This is a genomic window from Aestuariibacter sp. A3R04 (assembly GCF_018860805.1).
Taxonomy (GTDB): domain Bacteria; phylum Pseudomonadota; class Gammaproteobacteria; order Enterobacterales; family Alteromonadaceae; genus Alteromonas.
Genome location: NZ_JAHKQR010000011.1, coordinates 777,062 through 800,237, shown reverse-complemented (window position 1 = coordinate 800,237; position 23,176 = coordinate 777,062). Strand labels below are relative to the sequence as shown.

The window sequence follows — 23,176 nt, the reverse complement described above, 5'->3', positions numbered from 1 at the left end:
CCAACTGAACTACCGCTCCACATTTTCAATATTTTCAGCAGCTTGCAGAAACTTCGTTGAAACCTCTGCCCTGACTGCGGCGCAGATAATACGTATTCCCTATGGTTGAGTCAACGCTTTTTTTTCATAAAATGTTCCAATTGGGTTTGTTTGCACGTTTTCTCGCCATGATGCTGCAATATACAGCAATTATAATAACGCTAGGCGCGTTTTCGGTATTAGTCTTCGGATTTTTTCTTTTTAAACGGTGACAGTAGTCTGGAAAACCATCCCGACTTCTCCATGCTCTCTACGGCATCGTTGTGGCTATCAGAACCATTTGCGACGGGTGGCTGTTTACGTCTTCGCCATAAAACAAAACCCGCGATACTCAGCCCCACGATTACAATTGTGCCGTTAACAGTACCAATTAATAGATAGAGGGTAGCGTCATCCATGCCCTCGTCCTCTGTTGGCGCTGTAGACTCAACCAAAGGAGCACTATCTAGCTCGGCGGCGAGTAGTGTTTCCATATTATCGCTATCGTCGGGCGCAGCGACTTCCTCTTCTACTGAAGCGACTTCACCCAAAAAAGTGAACTCAGGCACATCGAGAATAACATCACGGCCATCAACGGTAGTGGCGTAGGCAGTGACTTTTACACGAAACAGCCCATCTTCGTATGACAACACCCTGTGAATACGCGCGTCTTCGGAGGGATCTGTGATAGAAAATTTCTGTATATCTCCATTGGGAAAGCGCACTTTTCCATCGATTAATAAGGAATAGATATCAATTTGTTCCCTTACCACATCAATGATGACATCGTGATAGCCAGATTGCCCATCATCAAGCAATACATTCAATGTCACAGGATTGGGATATAGCATGAGAACCGGATCCACCTGTTGGCGGGAAAACATAGGTGTATCAACACTAAATACAGGTCGCCATTCACCAGATGGGATTGCCAGATTAAATTGACCAGTGAAAACTCCATCTAAAGGAGCTTCATCCATGCCACGACCATTATCTTCAAAAGTAGCAATTAACTCATCTGCTGCACCAAAGTTATCGTAATTTGGGTTATTTGTACTTTTCAATGTGATAGAGAGATCTACCACATCGCGAAACTGAGCGTAGTCTATAGGTTTTCCACCGTTTGTCAGCCGGGCAGTTTGCTTGAGAATTTCACCGGAAAAAATAACATTGGGTAACGGCTGTGCATGCAGTTCGATATCTGATACAACCATCACCCGGCTGTCGGGAGTAATTTGTCCCACCGCTTGCCAGGGGCCGGGAACCGGACGCTTAATTTTGATCATGTCGTAGGTATCATCGTCGTACCACACTACATTCTCGCCATCTGCTTGGGTGGAATATATCTTTGAGCCATCAGGCCGCACTAATACCACGGATGCTGAACCAAATTCACGAAAGAAAATCATCGTCACTTCGTCGACATTGTGATCTATTCTAAAGCGGTTTCTCAGCAATAAAATGGAATTCTGATAGTCGTTACCCAAGGTTTGAATGAGCTCTGGGTGTTCGACGTTTTCCGCAGACTCCCCGGTCTGTGCCCACGAAAGAGACGGGCACTTCAGGAGGAGTGCGACAAAGAGTAATAAAAGAAAATTTAATTTTCGTGATTTGTACGCCACAAACACTTACCACCGCTTTTTTGCACGATATCCAGACGCGCCTCATGTTGATCTAATTCATCGGCGGATGCAGTAATAACCTTTAATTTATTTCCATTGCGCTTAACTCTTCTAATCCCGTCAACATCGCCCCCACTTTCACCGCTAGATTGACCGGCGAGGTTAAGCTTTGTTTGCCCACCAGTCATCATCAGATAGACATCTGCCAGGATTTCGGCATCTAACAATGCCCCGTGCAGTTGACGATGGCTGTTGTCTATGCCGTAGCGCTTACACAAGGCGTCCAAATTGTTCTTTTGACCTGGATGCATCTTCCTGGCCAACAGCAATGTATCAAGAACAGTACAAATGTCATGGGTTTTCACAGTGGCCGTAGACGCGTTCATGGCAAACTCGTGGTCCATAAATCCCACGTCGAAAGCCGCATTGTGAATTACCAGTTGACCACCATCAATAAAGCGAATGAAATCATCTGCAACATCGGCAAAAACAGGCTTGTCAGCCAAAAATTCATTGGTGATGCCGTGAACCTCAATAGCTTCTTGTTCTATTTCCCGTTGCGGATTGATATAAACGTGAAAATGATTGCCGGTGAGTTTGCGGTTAATTACCTCCACACAGCCAATTTCTATTATTCGGTGCCCTTCACGAGGTTCGATACCCGTTGTCTCGGTATCAAGTACAATTTGACGCATTTACTCAACCTGCTTGCTACTGTTCAATGGCGATATCTTCAGTGTCAGCCACTTTTTCTCTGGCACTGAATCTGACAGACCTTTAGTATACCAAGCCAACTGGTCAGTAACAGTATTATCAAGAAAATTGCAGAATAAAAAGGCACCCATAACCTATGAAGAAAATTGCAGTGTATACAGATGGCTCATGCTTGGGTAATCCAGGTCCGGGGGGATATGGCGCGCTACTTGTCTACAACAATCACGAAAAGGCCCTGAGTGGAGGATTTTTTAATACCACCAATAACCGAATGGAGCTCTTGGCCCCCGCAGTGGCGCTAGAATGCCTGACTGAACCATGTCACGTTGACCTCACCACCGACAGCCAGTATGTAAAAAACGGCATTAACCAGTGGATCCACAACTGGAAGAAAAATGGATGGCGCACATCAGATAAAAAGCCGGTAAAAAATGCGGACCTTTGGCAACGCCTGGATACCGCGGTGCAAAAACACACCGTTAAATGGCACTGGGTAAAAGGCCACTCCGGGCACCCTGAAAATGAACGTTGTGACGATTTAGCGCGCCAGGCAGCCGAAAACCCCACTCAGGAAGACCCGGGGTTCAACGGATAGCCCTACCAAGTGACAATCACTTTTCCCATAGTGGCATTGTCTTCCAATAGCTGGTGAGCGCGTTGGATTTGTCCAACGGGTAACACGGTATCCACATTAACTCTGAGCGCGCCATTTGCAAAACCTGGCATAGCGTGTTTCACAAAGTCGTCGACAAGGGCGGCTTTGTAATTGTCACTGCGATTGCGCAGCGTCGAGCCTTGGATACGAGCACGTTTTGCCAATAATAGAGCCATATCGAGTTTATCGGCATATCTCCCTGCCAGCATTGCCAGGTAAATCATCATGCCATCTCGTTTTAACACTTTAAGATTGCGATTAATGTAGTCCCCCCCAACAACGTCGAGGATAAAATCTACACCCACTGGCCATCGTGATTTAATCACCTCGTCAAATTCTTGCTCTTTGTAATTAATGGCAAGGTGTGCGCCTTGTTCACGACACACCGCGAGCTTTTTCTCACTTGATGCCGTAGTGGCCGTTTCTACACCTTTAAATCTGCACAACTGTAGTGCCGCAAGGCCAACACCACTCGCACCGGCATGAATAAGCGCGCGATCGCCGGTCTTAAGGCTGCCAAAAGTTGTTAGCGCCTGCCAAGCAGTCAAAAATACCTCTGTTAGTCCTGCTGCTTCTGTCAACGAGACAGAAGTGGGAACCGGTAACACATGTCTGGCATCCACATTCACAAACTCAGCGTAACCTCCACCTGGCACCAGCGCGCAAACCTTGTCTCCTACTGACCAGTTATCCACTCCCTCTGCAATGGACGTGATCTCTCCTGATACCTCCAAACCAAGAATATCGCTCTCACCTGGAGGAGCGGGATACTTTCCTTGTCGCTGTAACGTATCTGCCCGGTTTACGCCAAAAGCTTCCACCGCAATGGTTACTTCGCCCTTGCCAAGCGCCGGCAGTGATGTGGTTTCAAGCCGCAGGGATGGAATGCCCTTGCCCGCTTCGTAGGTAACGTATTTCATTGCGCCCTCATTGTGTAACATTATTCACTTTTGCACTATGTACATTTATTCGGTTCAGTATACCCCACCACACGGGTCGCGAAACCAGGGGAATAAGGTTATAATTCGCGCCCTTTGCTTTTAACGACGTAAGTTCACTCATGCCAGCATCCGTTATTCTTCAACCTCAACGTGAAAAGTCACTCCGTCGCCTTCACCCCTGGGTGTTTGCCAGTGCCATTGATTCTTTAAAAGGGCGCTGCCGACCAGGCGATACTGTGGACGTTTTTAGCAGCACGGGCGAATGGCTGGCACGGGGCGCGTGGTCACCGGCGTCGCAAATACGCGTAAGGATATGGACGTTTGACAAATCAGAAGTGATTGATAATGGCTTTTTTGTCCGGCGCATCCAGTCAGCACTTAGGTTGCGGCAAAAATGGGTGATAGACAAAAACACCAACAGTTACCGGCTCATTGCGTCTGAATCTGACGGCCTTCCTGGAGTGACTGTAGACGTGTATAACGATGTCACCGTTATACAATTACTTAGCGCCGGAGCGGATAAACAGCGAGACAAAATCCTTTGGGCCTTACAGAAGATATTGCCCGGCAACGCAATATATGAAAGAAGCGATGTGGATGTCCGCGCTAAGGAAGGCCTGGAACCCCTTGTTGCAGTCCGCGCTGGAGACATGCCTGACGAGGTGCAGATCCTCGAAAATGGTATGCGAATTAACGTGGATGTTGAAAAAGGCCATAAAACGGGCTTTTACCTAGATCAACGGGACAGCAGAGACGCCGTCAGGCGTTATGCCAGCAAGGCCGACGTGCTCAACTGCTTTAGCTACACCGGCACCTTTGCCTGTGCGGCGCTTCGTGGGGGAGCTAAACACGTTACCAACGTAGATGTATCTGATAACGCACTGTCACTGGCATCAAGCCATCTCAAGATTAACGGTTTTAACCCAAACCAGGCTGAAATGGTTAATAAAGACGTATTTGACGCACTGCGTGAATATCACACCGCCCATCGCCAGTTTGATATAGTCATTCTCGATCCACCAAAGTTCGTCGATAGTAAAGCGTCGTTAAATCGCGCGGCACGGGGTTACAAAGACATCAACATGTACGGTATTCACGCGGTAAAATCAGGAGGGTTACTGTTCACCTTTAGCTGTTCCGGGCTCATGCCGGCCGACCTCTTTCAGAAAATCGTCGCCGACGCTGCACTCGATGCAGGCAGAACGATTAAAATTGTGGAACGTCTGACCCAAGCCAAAGACCACCCGGTCATCGGCACCTTCCCCGAAGGGTATTATCTCAAGGGGCTGATTTGTGAGGTAAGCGATCTCTAATCGCTTACTTCATCTCAGATATTTCGACGCCAATCACGCAACTTTCATCAGTCTCAGCGACGCAACGGACAACAGATGCAACGGCAGACAGCGAGGGAATTTGCGAACTGTTTGAATCGATAGACACATATATTTGTGTACCCAGTTCAATAGACGGCTCTTCAACTTCCAAAGACATACCCGTCGCGCTGATATCTTTGCAGACTGCCTGTAGCGTTCGGCTCGACTCTTCGTCGTTAATTTGTACCTGACATGGTGAATTCACCATCATTCTGAAAAAATTGCGTTTGTCATCGTATCCTAACATCTCGTACTTCTCCTAACCTCGGGCTGCAACCACATACCTACATCCACTTATAGGCGGTGGATGCATCTCTGTCAACTTGAAAGAACCATCATTATCCTAAAGTCATAATACCCGGCCTTTGTGACATCAAATATAAGTCAGTGTGGCCGTTTAGCTGTGCTCATCAATAGCGTTTAATACCCGCTTCGCGGAGACGGGATACGCGGTGCCTAGCTGTTGCGCGAAGAGCGACACCCGCAGTTCTTCAATCATCCAGCGAATGGCGAGAAGGCTCTCAGGCACCTTATCCTGTTGAAACTTACTGCACGCCTTTTTAAACGCCGCCTCGACCTTTTCAATTTGCTGTTGATGCATTCTGTCTCTATTGGGATCAATAGGCAACTTCTCTAAGCGCCTGGCCAGCCCCTTGATATAGCGGTTCCAATCAGACAACCTTTCGCTGCCGATTTCACAAACGAACCCCGGATATACCAGTGAATTGAGGTGATGTTTTATATCGCCCAGAGCACTCACCATCGCAAGGGGTACATTCCCTTTCATCTGTTTCTGGCACTGGTGTGCCATCGTCAGACCTTCTTCTACCTGTTTAGCAATAGCCAGCACTGTATCGTTTATTTCAGATCTGACTACATCCACACATTGCTTGAAATCTTGTTGTGAGCGAATGTCCTTATTGTTGTTCTGCATAAACTCCCTGACTAATTTATCAATACCCGCAAATATGCAGTCGTCAATGAGTGGTTTGATTTGGCCAAACGGATTAAAATAGAGCCCTAGCTTGGCTTTATTAGGTAATTTTGCTTGCAGGTAGTTAAGCGGTGAAGGCATCGCATTGCGAATAAGTACATTCACTCCTTCTCTGTGTTGACGTCTGGCTTTATCGGGTTCATCGATCAACACAATATCAACTTTGTTGCCTCGACGAACTAACGCGGGAAAAGCTTGAACCTCAAAGCCACCCAGTTTCTGCGTAAATGTTTCTGGCAACTGCTCAAAATCCCAGGTTTCAATGTTTTTTCGTTCCAACTCCGGTGTGGCCGCTTGTTCGAACGTGGCTTTTACCTGCCCCTGACATTGCTTTTTCAACGCTTCGAGATCATCGCCACGGGCAATAACATCACCTTTTTCACTTACTACGGCGAAATGCATAACCAGATGCTTGTCAAGTTGTGCTAAATTCCATTCGTCTTCCTGTACCACTACCCCCGTCATTCTGCGAAGCTTTTCCGTCAGCGCCGTTAATAGTGAAACCGGCTTACCCCGTTTGTCAACGGCACTTATATCAGCAAGACAAGCCTCTGCATAATCCGGAGCCGGTACGAAGTTTTTCCGCAAGCGCTTTGGCAGGCCTTTGATTAAACTGACGATGAGATCGTGTTGTAAACCCGGCACTAACCAATCAAAACCTTCATTGGCAACCTGGTTTAAAATCGGTAGTGGTATCGTCACCGTTACCCCGTCGTCTTCGGCGTTTGGCTCAAAGTGATAGCGCAATGGCAGGCGAACACTACCTTGCTGCCATGTATCCGGATAAGCATTGGCCACAGATCGTGTAGGCTGTTGACGGTAAACATCATCTTCAGAAAACAATAGAGACACTGTCTGCTGATTTTTTTGGTACCACTTTTTAAACGCCGCCTCGTTATTCACTTCAACGGGTAAACGCGCGGCATAAAAAGCCACCAGCGACTCTTCATCAACCATGATATCTCTGCGTCGGGTTTTCTTTTCCAGTTCGTCTACGTGCTCCAACAGCGTTTGGTTGTCTTGTAAAAAACCGTATTGAAGCTTGGTATCACCTTCAATTAACGCGTGGCGTATAAACAAAGCCTGACACACGGCGGGGTCAATCTTACTGTAGGTAACCAGACGCTTGGGTATGATTGGCAATCCGAACAATGACACTTTTTCGAAAGCCACAACGGCACCGCGCTTTTTCGACCAATGAGGCTCTGAGTAGCTCGACTGTGTCACATGCTTTGCAAGTGGCTCAACCCAGGCAGGATCTATCTTTGCGTTCATCCTGGCGAATAAACGCGAAGTTTCCACCAATTCTGCGGCTATCACCCATTTAGGTTGCCCTTTGGCCAACCCGGAGCCCGGAAACAACATAAACCGGGTATTTCGGGACCCCATGTATTCCCGATCTTTGTCTTTCAATCCGAGATGAGAGAGCAAACCGCTGCACAATGCCTGGTGAACTGATTGATAACTGGCGGGCTGGCTACTAATACCCAAACCTATTTCGGCGATGGATTTTTTCAGCTGACTAACAATATCCTGCCACTCCCGCATGCGAAGATAATTCACAAATTGCGCTTTACACCACTTTCTCAACTGATTATTGGTCAGCGACTGTTGCTGTGCTTTGAACGCCAGCCACAAATTGTAAAGACTGATAAAGTCGGAATCCTTGTCTGCATACTCACGGTGCTTTTCATCAGCTTGTTGACGCTTTTCCTGTGGCCTTTCTCTTGGGTCCTGAATTGTCAGTCCTGCCGCAATCACAAGCACTTCGTTCATCGCATTGGTTTTTCCCGCTTCAATCACCATCCGCGCATACCGGGGGTCTACAGGCAAACGTGCTATTTTTTTGCCCATGGCTGTCAATAGCGGTTTACCGTTGTCGCGAACGATGGCTTGAATTTCTTCCAGTAACCGAAAACCGTCAGTAATATTTCGACTGTCGGGTGGCTGAACAAAGGGAAATCCACCAATGTCGCCCAGGCCCAGCGCTAACATTTGCAAAATAACGCTGGCAAGATTGGTACGCAATATTTCCGGATCGGTAAATTCAGGTCTGCCAAGGTAGTCATCTTCACTGTACAGTCTAATACAAATACCATTTGAAACACGGCCACATCGCCCTGCCCGCTGATTAGCCGATGCCTGTGAAATGGGTTCAATGGGTAAACGTTGTACTTTACTGCGCGCACTGTAGCGGGATATTCTCGCCGTTCCGGGATCGATAACGTATTTGATCCCCGGCACTGTCAAAGAGGTTTCAGCAACGTTAGTCGCCAGGACAATTCGCTGCCCCCGGTGAGGTTGAAATATCCGGTTTTGTTCAGCTGCTGATAAACGGGCATATAACGGAACAATTTCGGTATTGCGATATTGCTGCTTTTGCAGGGCATCCTGGGTATCACGGATCTCTCGTTCGCCACTTAAGAAAACCAAAATATCACCTGGAGCTTCGCCCCTTAATTCATCCACAGCCCTGACTATGGCATCAGTCTGATCACTGTCATCTTCCCTGTCATCAGGATCGTGGTAGCGAATTTCTACAGGGTAGGTTCGTCCGCTGACTTCAACAATAGGGGCATTATTAAAGTGCTGACTAAAGCGCTCGGGATCAATGGTAGCTGAGGTAATGATCAGCTTTAAGTCCCGTCGTTTATCCAGTAGTTGCTTGAGGTACCCAAGCAGAAAATCGATATTCAGGCTGCGTTCGTGGGCTTCATCGATAATAATCGTATCGTATTGATTGAGAAAGCGGTCCTGCTGCATTTCTGCCAACAGCATCCCGTCTGTCATCAATTTTATATAACTGTTCTCACTAACCTGATCTGAAAAGCGAATTTTAAAACCCACTTTGTCGCCCAATGGGGTATTGAGCTCCTCTGCAATCCTCGACGCCACACTGCGAGCAGCAAGTCGACGGGGCTGAGTATGGGCAATCATTCCCCCGACACCGCGCCCTAATTCCAGACAAATTTTAGGCAGTTGAGTGGTTTTACCAGAGCCGGTTTCTCCGGCAACAATCACAACCTGGTGGCTTGCTATAGCTGCTTTTATATCGTCCTTTTTATCGCTTACGGGCAAAGGCGGATAATTCACTTCAGGCAAGTTCAGCTCACGCAGTGCACGCTTCTCTGCCGACAATGTCATTCGCTGGGCCAACGCCGCTAAGCGCTTTTCAGCTTCCAATGGGTCTTTTTTAATCAGCACAGTCAAGCGCTGAAGCTGACGGCGAAACGGGAATCGATCTACCACCATGCACTTGGGCAACAATTCAAACATGGCGGAAAGCGATGGCTTAGTGAGATCAAACGACAATGAACAATCCTTACGGTAAAACCCGACACACTTTATACTGAAAAAAGGCGCAATAGTTTACCATAAAACCGCGTAAATGCAGTGGCTTATCGCCCCCTTAACTCACTGGGCGTGTTCCCCGTCCAACGTTTTACAGCTCGTCTGAAGTTAGTCAAATCGGTGATGGCCATTTTCAAGGCACCTTGTTCGTTAGACAATCGACAAATTCGCAGCAAAAAAATCACTTGTTCCCGCCTAACTTCATCGACTAACGATGTATAAGTCACGTTATGCGCTTTAAGTTTTCTTTTTAAGGTCGCAGGGCTCACAGAAAGGGCATATGCCACATCTGATATACCTACGTGTTCGTTACGCATAACCATTCTTCTGATCACTTCTGGTAATAGCTGCCCAGTTGGAAGATACTTTTTGTAGTGGCACACTGACGCGTGTAACAAATACAAATCCGAGTGGCTAAAGGCTGTGTCCATGGTACCAGCTTCAATACTAAAACCGACAAATGGCTGCTCAAAGTGCAGCCTCCTGCCTAGGTGCATCTCGTAATTTGCAATGTGCCTGGGGCGCGTCCCAGCAAAATGGAAATGAATAGGAAGCCGGTAACCGCACCATTTTTTGGTTAGCGCAATAGTACAAGCCATGACTATTTCTCCAGCCAATGCCACCGCTTTACTCTTTCCCATACCATCGCGAAAAAGATAGAACACTGTGTGTTTTTGCCGGTATCGGCCAATAGAGATCAGCGGGCATAGCGGAAACAGAAAAACAGACAATACACGAAAAGCTTGTGTCATATCTCGCGCATAACTCAGAGCGCGAAATAAACCAACATAGTGTGAGGAAGCCAGAGCCTGCCCCACTTGAAAGGAAAAGTCCCGCGCTTTAACTTGCTTTTGTGCGTTGTTTAGTAACGCGTAAAACTGATTTGCTGATATTCGGTCCTGTTCCGACAGCGCATTTTCAAACAACCCCGTGCCGCGTAGCAATTTATTTACATCAGCGCCCTGCTCCCTAGCTACATCAATGACAACTAAACACAGAGGCGCTGCCGGTATTACCCGATCATCATGACTAATGAATTTAGCCCCACTAGAAGTGTCCACTACGATGCCGCCAACAATTTTCTTTTCGATAGCTGTCTTTGTAGCGTACTGACCACCTGTTCAATGGGCGTGAGGCTGTCTATTGATGTTACTGCCGTTCGCACAGATTGAAATACCGCAGTGGTGTTAATGCCGCTTTTAAAAGCGAGGTGATGAACCGACGTTTCAATATCATCGGCAATAATCATGGCACTGTGGTAGTCCAGTCCGTGCAACAAAACGATGAAACGATCGCCCGCATAACGACAAACCAGATCGTTCTCCCTCACATGCATAACCAACAGGCGAGCAATTTCCTGTAAAAAGCGATTACCCTCACCATATCCATGATTTTCATTAAACGTTGAGAAGCCGTTTATATCCAGCATTAACGCGCTTGCGTGTTCACCGCGACTACGCATATCTTCTACTCGCTCGCACCAGTAATCAGCCAAGTACAATTGAGTCACTTCATCTATCTGATTGTGGTTGCGATATGCCCATTCCCGGCGCTGCAACTGTTTGTTCAGTGCTTTTTGTTCTTTGTGCCAAGACAACAAACCTACAGACATAATGACCATACCAACGGCCGCGGGCATCGACTCCAACATACTCAACCATTCAGCGGCGGCAGAGTAAACCAACACTTCATCGAGAAAATCCAGTATGGCGGTAAACGCAAAGCAATTTAGGCCTGCCACCATCAGGCTGGTAACGATTCCCGGCGGCCTGCTGGCAACAGCGGCAATAATCCAGACTAAGGCGAATACCATAACGCTGCCTTCACCAATCACGTCCAGCAACTCAATATCCTTCGCGGGCCTGAAAGTACCGTTAGATAGACTCAGAAAAAAAGCCAGGGCTTGGATGGCAAAACTCGCCCCAATCAAATGGCTTTGCTTATAACGGTATACCGAATTCATAACCCCTCATTTCGCTATCCAGACCAAACCTATTAACCTGAATTGGTAATTCAGTTACAGGGTCATTTTGGCTCACTAATGTGACAATTGAGTGATTGTGATGAATAACGACCTCAGCAATTTGTAGTTAATCATTGTAAAAACAAATGGTTATCAGGGGGTCATTTCAGCTCACCTAACTGTAAAAAACACAAAAACATCGATAAATCAGAAATTTATGACACCTCCTGTCATAGAGTGGTCACATTTTTGTCATCTTATATTCTTAGCGTAGCGGGCAATAAAAAACACACGCTTTTATTTAGGATCACGCACATGCTTCGCTTAACTAAACTCTCCCTACACTGTCTGGCAGCATTCAGCTTGTCATCAATAGCGACGATGACCATGGCTGGTGACATTGCCGGTCAGTTAACCAACAGTGATAACTCCCGTGTTTTTGCCGGTGCACAAATTAAAATTCAGGAACTGAATCTAATAACCCAAAGTCGCCGTGACGGCTCTTTCCGCTTTAGCAATATTCCTGCTGGAAATTATACGTTGAAAGTGAGTTATCTTGGCGCACAACCAACAAGTTACACCGTACACGTCGATAGCGACAACATCATTTCTCCTGTGATTTCACTGTCTGACAATGGCAAGGCCATTACCGATATATTGGTCAAGGGTCAGCGCAGCGGACAAGCCAGTGCAATCAACCAGCAACGGGTTTCCGACAGAATCTCATCCGTTGTATCTGCCGATGCCATCGGTCAGTTTCCCGACCAGAATGCAGCCGAAGCACTCCAACGCTTGCCCGGATTATCTATCGAGCGGGATCAAGGTGAAGGACGCTTCGTGGGAATTCGGGGTATCGATCCGAACCTTAACAACGTCACAATTAACGGATTGAACATTCCGTCTCCGGAAGGCGGCGTACGTTCGGTTGCCCTTGACGTTATTCCCTCTGAACTGATCCAAACGCTGGAAGTGTCAAAGTCAGTCACGTCGGACATGGATGGTGACGCCATTGGTGGTGCCATTGAGGTAAAAAGCGTCAGTGCATTTGATTATCAACAAGACACAGCAAAAATCACCGCGCAGGCAAGCCACAACGAACTCGTTGAAAAGACAAGCCCCAAGCTGTCCGGCAGCGTCACACACAAATTCAATGAATCTTTTGGTATTGCCGCTGCGCTGTCCTGGTTTGAACGGGATTTTGGTTCAGATAATATTGAAAGCAATGGTGATGATGAGCTGGAACAACGAGATTACACCATCACTCGGGAACGTCTGGGTGCCGCGTTAAACGTGGATTTCAGACCGGATTTCAATAACCAGTATTTCATTCGCACACTCTACAGTGCGTTCTCTGATGACGAATATCGTCAGGCAAACGTCTTTACTTTCGACGGTGAAGATTCAGAAATAGAACGGGAAAGTAAGGATCGCTACGAGAAGCAAACCATCACAACGATTGCCGCAGGGGGCGAACACCAACTGAAGACCTGGGATATTAACTGGCAATTGGGCTATGCAAAATCAGATGAGGACGAACCTGACGCCTTGTATTACGTGTTTAAACAAGACAACGACAGTATCGGTGCTGATTTAGCGACCCGCATTCCCCAGCTATCGCAAAATACAGATGCCATGCAGCTAGCTGCCTATGAGCTTGACGAAATTAGTTATGAGAAAAACTACACTAAAGACACTGAGGTCAGTGCAAAAATAGACTTAATCCGCAACATTGCGGTGGGTGATTATAACGCCGAATTCAAATTCGGGAGTAAATATCGCGGACGTGAAAAAAACCGCAACAGCAACGTGTTTATTTATGACGGTAATTTTGACGATCGGACGGGTGAAGACTTTGCCGCCATTCAGCCTGACTGGGGAATAGGCGACTTTGGTGACGGCCTGAATCGCCATTCCCTAAGAGCGGATTTCAATGCAAACCGAAGTCGTCTTGAGCTGTCAGAACTGGACTCGGAAGTAGAATCGAACGGCGCTTCATATATCAATAACGAAGATATTTTTGCCGCTTATGCCATGGTGTCTGCAGATATAGACAAACTTCGTGTAATTGCTGGTGTGCGTTATGAAAGAACCGACTTCAGTACCGAGGGAATGCGGGTCGAACTCGTAGAAAATGAAGAAACCGATGTTGAAGAAGTGATTAATACGCCGTGGTCCGCAGAAAGGAATTACGACCATTGGTTGCCGAGTATCAATGTACGATATGACCTCAATGACCAAATTGTGGTGAGAGGTGCGTTCACACAAACCCTTGCACGGCCAAAATTTGAAGATGTGGCCGCTTTTCAAATTATTGAAAGTAAAACTGAAAATGAAGACGGTGAGTTTATCACCGAAAGAGAAGCTGAAGTAGGCAACCCGCAACTCACCCCCTTTGAAGCGAACAATTTCGATTTGTCGGTGGAGTACTACCCAGGCGCAATTGGTGTGCTATCCGCAGGCTATTTCTACAAAGATATCGACAATTTTGTCGTCTACGCGAATGTAGCAGGTACCGAAGGATGGACAGGGTTCGAAGAAGTTGTTCAACCTATTAACGGCGATGCTGCCAGTCTTCACGGTATCGAATTGTCCTGGGTAAAAGCTTTTGACAACGGTTTTCTAGTTTCCGCCAATAGCACGTTTTCAACGTCTGACGCGACGACTCTTCTGGATGGAGAACGCTACGACACCAACCTGCCAAACCAATCAGATACAGTGGGGAATCTCACCCTTGGCTATGAAAACAACGTGGTTAGCCTGCGACTCACAATGACATACAAAAGCGAGAACTTAGAAGAAATAGACGGTGATATGCTTCGCATGGAAGACGATCATCAGCAAGTCGATTTCTCCGGTAAGTATTACATCAGCGACAACATGATGTTGTACGTAAATGGCATCAACCTGACAGATGAACCCTTTTACCACTACTTCGATCAGCGCAACCGCAACGCTCAGTTTGAAGAATACGGGCGTACTTTCGAAATAGGCCTTACCTGGCAAATGTAAAGCGATACACCGGGAGCGCGTTTGCGCTCCTCTCTTGCCATCTTAAAAAAGGGTTACAACCTTGAAAACAACTTTTTTCTCGCTATCTGTATTTTTTTTCAGTTTATTGGTGATACCTTGTAAAGCCTACACTGCAAACACACCATCAACATACACACCAGAGCGCTTTTCGATACACGGACAGCAACTCACCCCCATCAATCACAACAACCAATTATTTTATCTGGTTACCAGTGAAACAGACGGCCTGTTGCTACTCGATGAAAAGCAAACCCCAAAGGCCCGACTTGCAGGCCACTTCAGCCAATCCGATATACTGTTACAAAAAAATGGGCGCTATTTAGTCGCCGCGCTAAACAGCGATACCTATGACGCTGAACTGTACACTCTAAACCATGACCTCACTGTGTTCTCCGCGCTTACATTTCTGGCTGCGGGAACTGCAGATTTGGAAGCGATTTGTCTGGCGACTAGTGACAACATCCCCGTGCTTACAACCGTAAACACTACAGGTGTTATGCGCCAACACATCATTAAAGATACTAACGCGTTGCCATTGCGGACAATTAATGTGGGAACGGGTATCAAAAGTTGCCAATCATCTTCTGTTGCAAACAGCATTTTCCTTGCAGACGAATATGTGGGGTTATGGCGTTACCCATTTCACGCTGAGAGCGACGGTGGAAAATCACTGATTGCCAGTGATGAAGGGACTGACAGTGTCGGTATGGATGGTCACGGTTTAGTGGCAAGGGTCTCCCCTGCCAAACCGGTTATTGCAATTGAATTGTTGGGTGCACGCCACACTGTCACCATCAATGGCGATGTTGAGTTGGAGTCAGTCCGTATTGCACGCATCGGGGATGTCGCTGTTGCTGGCTTGTATGATGATAAGTCAGGTTCCCTATATACCCTGCGTTTTCCCTACCCTATGGAGAATGACAACAGTGTTCCAACAATCCCCGTAGATGCCAGCTTGCAGGCCTTTGCACAGACTGAACCTGTGGCGCGGTTTGGCGACGCTGCTGACGACCCTGCCATTTGGTATTTCGCCGATGTCCCCATGAAGTCTGTGATCATCGGTACCGACAAAAAATCGGGGCTCAATTTATATGATCTATCGGGCAAGCAATTGCAACACCTGCCAGTAGGACGACTGAATAACGTCGATGTACGCACCCATTGGCATACCCCAAACGGTACATTATTCCTTGCTGCAGCAACCAACAGAACCAGCAGAACCATTGATGTCTTTAAACTAGATAACGTTAGCAGAAGTGCATCACCTCTGGCCAAACTGCCGTCATCGTTAAACGACCTCTACGGGCTTTGCTTATATCACAATGACAGTACCCTCGACATACTGGCAAATGATACCGACGGGAACTACGAACGCCATCGCTTATCCTTCGACGGGTCAGTACTTAACTCTGAGGTCGTAGAAACGTTTTCAGTGCCATCTCAACCCGAAGGTTGTGTAGCCGACGATGAGAACGGCGTACTTTACTACGGAGAGGAGAACAAAGGTATATGGAAGCGTTCGCTAATTGGTACCGGAAACCCATCGATTCGCATCGCAGAAGTAGGGGGCAAAGTAAAAGACGACATCGAAGGTATGGCCTTGTTTGACGTTGACGATGATCGCTACCTCGTCGTGTCGAGCCAGGGAAATCATCGCTACGCTGTCTATGCCACTACTGACAACCACAAGCTGCTAGGTACCTTTGACATTATCACAAACTATGAAAAGCACATTGATGGTGTGTCCGAAACCGACGGACTAGAAGCGATCTCGTTACCTATTTCCAATGCCTTACCTGAAGGTTTATTGGTAGTGCAAGACGGGCACAATGTCATGCCATCGCAGCCGCAAAACTTTAAACTAGTAAACGGCAGTGCCCTGGCGGCATTCATAAGAGCACACCGGTAGCAGACGCCGACTAACCGAGTGGCAGCAAAGTGGCTCAAACCGCTTTGCTGTATCCCGATTGAAGCTGTTTGTCGATAGCACGTAAAACAGCAGCTCGATTGATAGATCCCACGAGATTTCCATCATCGTCGATAACCGGAAACACCCTCGGCTTTTCAGATATGAGTTTCTGAGCAACTTCTAATACTGAGTTCCAAGGTTTAACCACCGAAACTTGCAACTGCATGATGTCTTTCACTCTGCAAACCTGTTCGCGGTAATAACTGGATTCTATCATCTGCTCGAGACAATCCTGCTCAGACAGAAAGCCAATCACTTTCCCGTTTTTATCCTGCACAGCACTACCGGTTTGGTTACTGGCAAGTAAGGTTTCCACTGCCTCAGCCACTGGCATATCTTCTATGAGTTTAGCCGGGTGTGTATTCATATAATCACTGACCAACAAAGATTCCATGGTTCCCCCTTAACGGTCTTAACTACACAACGAGGAAATATTTAAACGGGAAATGGTACATTTTTGTCTGCCACTCACTGCGTAACGAACGCACTTTTTATGAACTGGCTATCCCGTTGTCTGCCTCTCTTTCAGAGTAGACCTAAGTCCACGGGATAGCGAGAATTTTTACATTTTATTTAAAAGATTGTTACTCCTTTTCCCACGCTTTGTAAATCCCCACTGCCAGCTTGCCATTCTTGTCAATTTTGGCCCGGTACATGCCTGGGGAATTAAACGGCGTCGCAATGTTGCCCTGGTTGTCAATGGCAATAACACCACCATCGCCACCTGCCGCTTTCAGCACGCCATTAATGACGGTGTCAGCGGCATCTATCAGGGAAACCCCCTGATATTTAACTCGCGAACAAATATCTGCGGCAACGTGGTAGCGAATAAAAAACTCACCGTGTCCGGTTGCCGATACACCACAGCTGGCGTTATCCGCCCAAGTGCCTGCACCAATCACGGGGGAATCACCAATCCTGCCGTACCGCTTTGCCGTCATCCCTCCGGTTGATGTTCCAGAAACGATATTTCCCTGTTTATCCAGAACAACAGCTCCCACTGTGCCGAAGCGTTCGTTGCCTTGTTGATTTCCGTACACACCGGCTCCGAGCATACGCGCTTTGGCGCGCTCCAGTGCTTGCTTGCGCCTCTCGGTATCGAAGGAACTATTGTCAACGATTTCCAATCCTTGCTCTTGCGCAAACAATTGTGCACCTTTGCCAGACAGCATGACGTGGGGCGATTGGTGCATGACCGCTAAGGCAGCAGCAATTGGACTTCTTATGGTTTTCACTCCAGCAACTGCACCGGCATTCAACGAGCCACCATGCATTATGGAGGCGTCGAGTTCATGTTCACCTTCCCAGGTATAAACCGCGCCGACACCGGCGTTAAACAACGGGGAGGTCTCCAAAATTTGGATTGCGGCGATAACCGCCTTTTCACCTGGTTCACCTTGCAGCAAGAGTTTGTGTCCTGCTTCCACGGCATCGCGAAGCGTTTGCTTATAGGCCTGCTCGAGTTCTGGAGTCAGATTTTCTTTTAAAATTGTGCCTGCACCACCGTGCACGACGATTGCCACAGGAGTGGGTTTAGCAATAGCTGTTCCCACTACAGATAAGCCCACAAAGATCCAAACCCCAAATAACCACGTTTTCATAATCGTCCTTTTTTTGTTTCTCAACTTAAGACCAGTATATGCTACCGTTGCTGGCAGGCATACCCCAGCGCTGGTATAGTGCCTGACGCGAGAAGTCAAAAAGAGGAAACGATAAATTCATGAGTCAGCAATCAACCACCCTGCTTTGGCACGACTACGAGACATGGGGTGCTAACCCCCAAAAAGATGCGCCTTGTCAGTTCGCCGCCATACGTACAGATACTGACCTGAATGTTATTGATAAGCCCATAAACATGATGGCCCGCATCGCCAACGATGCGCTGCCCCACCCCCAAGCCTGCCTGGTAACCGGTATTACCCCCCAACAATCCTTGCGCGACGGAATGATAGAAGCAGAATTTGCTCAACGAATTCACCAGGAAATGAGCAAACCTAATACCTGTGTTGTCGGGTACAATAGTATTCGCTTTGACGATGAGGTTAGTCGCTATCTCTTTTATCGTAATTTTTACGATCCCTACGGGCGCGAATGGCGAAATGGCAACTCTCGGTGGGATATTATCGACCTAGCGCGCGCGTGCTATGCTCTGCGCCCCGAAGGCATCGAATGGCCGATGAAAGAAGACGGTACACCGAGCTTTAAACTTGAGGCATTGACCAATGCCAATAACCTCACTCATGGACAAGCCCATGATGCGTTGTCAGATGTTTATGCCACCATTGCCCTGGCCAAGTTGATCAAAAACTCACAGCCAAAACTCTTCAACTATGGGTTTAAACTTCGCAGCAAACACGAAGTATTAAAACATTTCGATTTCTCCCGTCCTTCTGTCCTATTACATGTTTCTTCAAAAATCCCTGCCAGCCAAGGCTGTTGTACATGGGTTATGCCCATTGCACCGCATCCGACAAACAGCAACGCCATTATTGTGATAGACCTTTCCAAAGATTTGCGTCCGCTTCTTGAAGACGATGTCGATGTGCTAAGAGAAAAACTGTATATGACGACACAGGATCTAGGTGACCAGCCGCGCCCAGGGCTAAAACTCATCCACATTAATCGTTCGCCATTTGTGACCACAGCCAAAGCCATGGACGAGGAAAATGCTGCACGCATTGGGTTAGATCGCGACCGCTGTTTAAAGCACTATCAAACTCTGGCATCCAGACAAGACATCTGGGATAAAGTGAAAGAAGTCTATAATCAGCCTCTGGAAGACACTGAAGTTGATGCGGATCACGCCCTGTACACTGGCGGATTTCTGTCTGATGAAGAGCGTCGTTGGTGTGATGACGTAAGGGAAAGCGAGCCGGATCTACTTGATAGTTTTCACGATACAACACAAAATTTAACGTTGAGGACGTTGTTGTTCCGCTATCGGGCGAGAAACTATCCCTACACCCTTACTGCTGATGAAATGCAGAGGTGGCAAGCTCACAGACAGTATCGGTTAACAGATCGAAACTCTCCGGCTTCACTCACGTTAGAGCCCTACTTACTCGAGCTCGAACAATTGGCAGAAGCACATCGAGAAGACGCAGACAAGCAAGCCATACTCAGAGCACTGTATCAGTATGCGCAAAACCTTTGACGAACATGAGATTATCGCTATAGAGTATGACAATTAAAGGCCTCAACATGATCAGCCGATAAGGCTATAATGCAGTTTAATGGAACCTCCAATGAAAGGTATCTCTCTCGAGTACAATAGCGACACACAACTTCTTACCTTACTCGTGCAACCCGAGGACATGCAAACTGAGGTCACCGTCGACGATGTAAAGACGCTGATTGAAGAAGCGCATTACGAGGCTTTGTATCTTTCAGCTGACACATTAAAATCTACCTGTGACAAGGCCAACCTGTATTATAAAACGGGTGATGTCACTCCAGTAAGTGCAAACATAGCTGAATTGCGTCACGCTGAAGTAAACTTCAGAATAAGCGACGACAACCTGAGCGCCACTGTTATCCTAACAGCACCTTATGGTGGACGTATGCCGAATGCTACTACCATCCGAAACCTCGCTTACAAAGCCAGAATAAAAAGGGGTATTGGGATGCGGCATATCCAAAAGCTCCTAGATGAAGCGGAGTGTGCTCCACCAGGCAAAGTCTTTGAATGTGTCATCGCCAGAGGGCTACCACCTAGAAATGGTAAAAACTCCCGTTTTATTCCCCTTGTACCCAACGCATTGGAACGGGTACTAAAACCGCAAACCGACGACTCAGACAAAACTGACCTGCGTAACTTAGGTGATATAATATGTGTAAAAAAAGGTGTACCAGTGTTACGCCGGACGCCGCCCACGGAAGGCAGAGCGGGTTTTGATGTGCGAGGTTCAGTATTAACTCCCACTCCCGGTGATTGGCTTGAGTTCAAAATGGGTAAGAATACCGAGGTGAGCCGCGAAGACGATAATATATTGGTTTCAACGTTATCAGGTATGCCTAAGTACCGTGAACTCGTGATGAACATCGACGAAACGTTTATCTGCAATGGTGTCAATGTGGGTTCAGGACATGTAACCTATGACGGCGCTATTCTGGTCAACGGCGATGTAGCAGAGAAAATGATTGTAAAAGCGACCAAGGACATCACGATTAATGGCTTTGTCGAATCTGCAACCATCGAAGCCGGAGGAGACATTATCATCACCGAAGGAGCCATGGGCAAAGTAACTGATAACGACAACGGATATGGTTGCACACTGATCGCTGGAGGTAGTATTCACGTCCAACACGGTCAGGGCCTTGACATCAAAGCCCGCGAAAACATCACAGTTGGCAGGCAAATGGCTTACAGCAGACTTCATGCCGGAGGTAGTATTAGCGTTGGTCACTTGCCTACCCCCATGGGAAATTTGTTTGCCTGTGAAATAGCGTGTAAAGGTAAAGTTGAAGCCGGCACACTAGGAGCCATCTCTGGCAGTACACTGAAAGTGGATTTTTCTGAAGGGCTCAGAGAACTAGAAGAGAAACAAAATACCATTAAAGAAATGCTTACTCAACTTCGAGAAAATAACCTCAGGCACAGAGAAAAACTCGATCTCATCACTCAACGGATTTACCATAAAGAACTTGCCGACAAGGTAGCTGAGGCCAAAGCGTTGTTTAACAATGAAACTGCATTGTTAAACTGGCTCGAACTGAAATCACTTGAATTAAAAAAGCGAAAAGAGGATTACTTACAACATATTCGACTTGTCGCGAATAAACGGCTGTATGCCGGAGTATCCGCTAAACTTAACAACAGAAACTGGCGTTCCGATAAAGAGTACGAGCGATGTGTAGTGTCCTATACAGATCACCAGTGGCAATACGATCCTCTGGTGTAACACGCATCAATCCGAAAATGCGACCACGTTTCCCCCCTGATGCTTAGATGAAATAATAGCTTTAGTTAAGTCGTTATTCCATTCGACGTAATCTTGAGCGGACTGCAATTCAGCCACACCAACATGGATGTATTTGCAATTGGGCAAGGTAGCGAGAAACTGCTCTAGCAATCGGTTGGCCACATAACCCGCTTCCTCCGCTCTGGTTTGTGGACACAGGATCACAAAACGATTTGCTTCGGTTCTCGCCGTCACATCGACATCCCGCACCGTAGATAAGCAAATGGTTGCCAATTTTCTGCTGCAGTTATCACGACAATCCTTGGTCATCATTTTCTCTGAAAATTCGGGCAATTCAACGCCAATCAATGTACACGGATGTTGGAATCGCTGATAACGGGATATTTCTTCTTCCACTTTTTTTACAAAGTAATTTCTGTTGTATAAACCAGATATATCGTCGCGAATCGACAAAAACTCCAGAATTCTTGTTTTCTCCAATAAACTGTTCTGCAACACTTCAATTTCATTATTCTTGTTTGTAATTTGACGGCGAAATTCCCGCACAACCCTGTTTCGCCAGGAAACTAACGCGACAAAACCTATTGCGCCGAAAACGATGAATACCATTGGCCAGTATCTCGGGTTTTGTACCTGTTTCACCGACGTCCAACGTTTATATATCTGCACCTCTCGACTCTCAGGGATTTGGTTTATTGCTTGATTCAACACAGGTAGAAGATAGGTGTACTGTGTATTAACACCAATTGAAAGAGAATTGAAGGGTTCAGCAAAACCAACAATGCTCAGGTTATCTAAATTGTGGCTGTTGATTAACGTGTATACACTGAGTAGAGAACTTACCATTAAGTCAATTTCACCAGAACTGACTTTTTTTAGGCCTTCTAACTCGGAACCTACATACTGAGTTGACACATTTGGATAATATCGCGCGAGGTATTCAGCATGGCGAAACCCGGCGACAATGCCCACTCGCCTGTTTCCAACACCACCAAACCCCTGCACGATCGGCAAAGCACGCTGGCCGATAAGTACGCTGGGAGCGTCTATGTAAGAATGAGAAAAAGCGAGAAACGTCTCCCGGCTAGGCGTTTTATTTATCATAGGGGTTATCATGCATTTACCGGATTCCACCGCTGTCAACGAATCCTGCCAGTTTTCCGTGGGAACCAAAACAAATTCTATACCGGTTAACTCCGCAATCACGTCGAGGTAATCCGCTGAAACACCTATGTGTTTGCCATTTCTAAGCGCTTCGTAGGGCATCCAGTCCGGGTCGATACAATAGGTAACCTGCATCTTTGTTGCATTTGCAGGAGCGCTAAGCAGGATATTGCTCAGCGCAATTAACGCTGACACTAAAAAAGCGAGCCGGATGAGCAAGAATAACCTCAGCTAAAAAAATCAAAGGCAATGAGTATCGCTAACTATATTAGCCCGAAGCAATACATATACCTAATTTTCTGAATCATTTATAAATTAGACAAATTCAGCGACAACCCATTAGTTTCTTAGACCTGTCTAACCAACGTGATTACGTCACGATGTTTCATAATATTGTGCCATTAGAATGACAATACTCTCACCTATTTTTATGATTGCAAAAAAAAACCCTGCTAATTAG

At 46.9% G+C, this 23,176-nt stretch carries 16 protein-coding genes; 6 read left to right on the top strand and 10 right to left on the bottom strand.

Annotated elements, in window-relative coordinates; genetic code table 11:
- Positions 1–218: 218 nt before the first annotated feature.
- Complete coding sequence (locus KO518_RS12920; protein ID WP_216026225.1) at positions 219–1,640, bottom strand: TIGR03503 family protein; 1,422 nt, start codon at positions 1,638–1,640, stop codon at positions 219–221.
- Positions 1,616–2,335, bottom strand: coding sequence for a DNA polymerase III subunit epsilon (dnaQ, locus tag KO518_RS12915; RefSeq protein ID WP_216026224.1), 720 nt, complete (start codon positions 2,333–2,335; stop codon positions 1,616–1,618). Before dnaQ ends, KO518_RS12920 begins: the two co-directional genes overlap by 25 nt.
- 155 nt (positions 2,336–2,490) lie before the next feature.
- Here dnaQ and rnhA point away from each other — a divergent pair, with 155 nt between their 5' ends.
- Positions 2,491–2,949 carry a ribonuclease HI gene (rnhA, locus tag KO518_RS12910; protein WP_216026223.1) on the top strand — a complete coding sequence of 153 codons (459 nt, stop codon included), beginning with the start codon at positions 2,491–2,493 and terminating at the stop codon, positions 2,947–2,949.
- A gap of 2 nt (positions 2,950–2,951) precedes the next feature.
- Here rnhA and KO518_RS12905 read toward each other — a convergent pair whose 3' ends face one another.
- Entirely contained in the window at positions 2,952–3,929 is a 978-nt protein-coding gene (locus tag KO518_RS12905) for an NAD(P)H-quinone oxidoreductase (RefSeq protein ID WP_216026222.1), read from the bottom strand.
- A 140-nt stretch (positions 3,930–4,069) separates the two neighbouring features.
- Here KO518_RS12905 and KO518_RS12900 point away from each other — a divergent pair, with 140 nt between their 5' ends.
- Entirely contained in the window at positions 4,070–5,263 is a 1,194-nt protein-coding gene (locus KO518_RS12900) for a class I SAM-dependent rRNA methyltransferase (RefSeq protein ID WP_216026221.1), read from the top strand.
- A gap of 4 nt (positions 5,264–5,267) precedes the next feature.
- On the opposite strand, the gene KO518_RS12895 is transcribed toward KO518_RS12900, so the two are convergent.
- From KO518_RS12895 to KO518_RS12880, 4 genes are all read right to left on the bottom strand, one after another.
- Positions 5,268–5,570: a PilZ domain-containing protein gene (locus tag KO518_RS12895; RefSeq protein WP_216026220.1), complete on the bottom strand. Its 303-nt coding sequence runs from the start codon at positions 5,568–5,570 to the stop codon at positions 5,268–5,270.
- Between the two features lie 150 nt (positions 5,571–5,720).
- On the bottom strand, positions 5,721–9,593 hold the full coding sequence (hrpA, locus tag KO518_RS12890; protein ID WP_216026897.1) for an ATP-dependent RNA helicase HrpA: 3,873 nt from the start codon (positions 9,591–9,593) through the stop codon (positions 5,721–5,723).
- A 122-nt stretch (positions 9,594–9,715) separates the two neighbouring features.
- Positions 9,716–10,729, bottom strand: coding sequence for an AraC family transcriptional regulator ligand-binding domain-containing protein (locus KO518_RS12885; protein WP_216026219.1), 1,014 nt, complete (start codon positions 10,727–10,729; stop codon positions 9,716–9,718).
- Positions 10,729–11,631, bottom strand: coding sequence for a GGDEF domain-containing protein (locus KO518_RS12880; protein ID WP_216026218.1), 903 nt, complete (start codon positions 11,629–11,631; stop codon positions 10,729–10,731). The genes KO518_RS12885 and KO518_RS12880 overlap by 1 nt, the downstream gene beginning before the upstream one ends.
- Before the next feature lie 315 nt (positions 11,632–11,946).
- On the opposite strand from KO518_RS12880, the gene KO518_RS12875 reads away from it, so the two are divergent.
- Both KO518_RS12875 and KO518_RS12870 read left to right on the top strand, forming a co-directional pair.
- Positions 11,947–14,640, top strand: a complete 2,694-nt coding sequence (locus tag KO518_RS12875) for a TonB-dependent receptor (RefSeq protein WP_216026217.1) — start codon at positions 11,947–11,949, stop codon at positions 14,638–14,640.
- 61 nt (positions 14,641–14,701) lie between these two features.
- Positions 14,702–16,570: a phytase gene (locus tag KO518_RS12870; protein WP_216026216.1), complete on the top strand. Its 1,869-nt coding sequence runs from the start codon at positions 14,702–14,704 to the stop codon at positions 16,568–16,570.
- Positions 16,571–16,604: 34 nt separating this feature from the next.
- On the opposite strand, the gene KO518_RS12865 is transcribed toward KO518_RS12870, so the two are convergent.
- Together KO518_RS12865 and KO518_RS12860 are read right to left on the bottom strand one after the other, a co-directional pair.
- Positions 16,605–17,024: a CBS domain-containing protein gene (locus tag KO518_RS12865; RefSeq protein ID WP_216026215.1), complete on the bottom strand. Its 420-nt coding sequence runs from the start codon at positions 17,022–17,024 to the stop codon at positions 16,605–16,607.
- A 190-nt stretch (positions 17,025–17,214) separates the two neighbouring features.
- Complete coding sequence (locus KO518_RS12860; protein ID WP_216026214.1) at positions 17,215–18,231, bottom strand: isoaspartyl peptidase/L-asparaginase family protein; 1,017 nt, start codon at positions 18,229–18,231, stop codon at positions 17,215–17,217.
- 119 nt (positions 18,232–18,350) lie between these two features.
- Between KO518_RS12860 and sbcB the strand changes: the two genes are divergently transcribed.
- Together sbcB and KO518_RS12850 are read left to right on the top strand one after the other, a co-directional pair.
- Complete coding sequence (gene sbcB, locus KO518_RS12855) at positions 18,351–19,784, top strand: exodeoxyribonuclease I (RefSeq protein WP_216026213.1); 1,434 nt, start codon at positions 18,351–18,353, stop codon at positions 19,782–19,784.
- 91 nt (positions 19,785–19,875) lie between these two features.
- Entirely contained in the window at positions 19,876–21,531 is a 1,656-nt protein-coding gene (locus KO518_RS12850; RefSeq protein WP_216026212.1) for a DUF342 domain-containing protein, read from the top strand.
- A gap of 6 nt (positions 21,532–21,537) precedes the next feature.
- On the opposite strand, the gene KO518_RS12845 is transcribed toward KO518_RS12850, so the two are convergent.
- Positions 21,538–22,911 carry a transporter substrate-binding domain-containing protein gene (locus tag KO518_RS12845; RefSeq protein ID WP_216026211.1) on the bottom strand — a complete coding sequence of 458 codons (1,374 nt, stop codon included), beginning with the start codon at positions 22,909–22,911 and terminating at the stop codon, positions 21,538–21,540.
- Positions 22,912–23,176 lie beyond the last annotated feature (265 nt).

Bases quoted from the DNA above. Each gene is read 5' to 3' on its own strand.
- hrpA (WP_216026897.1), bottom strand. From the start codon at position 9,593: ATGTTTGAATTGTTGCCCAAGTGCATGGTGGTAGATCGATTCCCGTTT.
- KO518_RS12865 (WP_216026215.1), bottom strand. From the start codon at position 17,024: ATGGAATCTTTGTTGGTCAGTGATTATATGAATACACACCCGGCTAAA.
- KO518_RS12875 (WP_216026217.1), top strand. From the start codon at position 11,947: ATGCTTCGCTTAACTAAACTCTCCCTACACTGTCTGGCAGCATTCAGC.
- dnaQ (WP_216026224.1), bottom strand. From the start codon at position 2,335: ATGCGTCAAATTGTACTTGATACCGAGACAACGGGTATCGAACCTCGT.
- KO518_RS12860 (WP_216026214.1), bottom strand. From the start codon at position 18,231: ATGAAAACGTGGTTATTTGGGGTTTGGATCTTTGTGGGCTTATCTGTA.
- KO518_RS12905 (WP_216026222.1), bottom strand. From the start codon at position 3,929: ATGAAATACGTTACCTACGAAGCGGGCAAGGGCATTCCATCCCTGCGG.
- rnhA (WP_216026223.1), top strand. From the start codon at position 2,491: ATGAAGAAAATTGCAGTGTATACAGATGGCTCATGCTTGGGTAATCCA.
- KO518_RS12900 (WP_216026221.1), top strand. From the start codon at position 4,070: ATGCCAGCATCCGTTATTCTTCAACCTCAACGTGAAAAGTCACTCCGT.
- sbcB (WP_216026213.1), top strand. From the start codon at position 18,351: ATGAGTCAGCAATCAACCACCCTGCTTTGGCACGACTACGAGACATGG.
- KO518_RS12850 (WP_216026212.1), top strand. From the start codon at position 19,876: ATGAAAGGTATCTCTCTCGAGTACAATAGCGACACACAACTTCTTACC.
- KO518_RS12895 (WP_216026220.1), bottom strand. From the start codon at position 5,570: ATGTTAGGATACGATGACAAACGCAATTTTTTCAGAATGATGGTGAAT.
- KO518_RS12880 (WP_216026218.1), bottom strand. From the start codon at position 11,631: ATGAATTCGGTATACCGTTATAAGCAAAGCCATTTGATTGGGGCGAGT.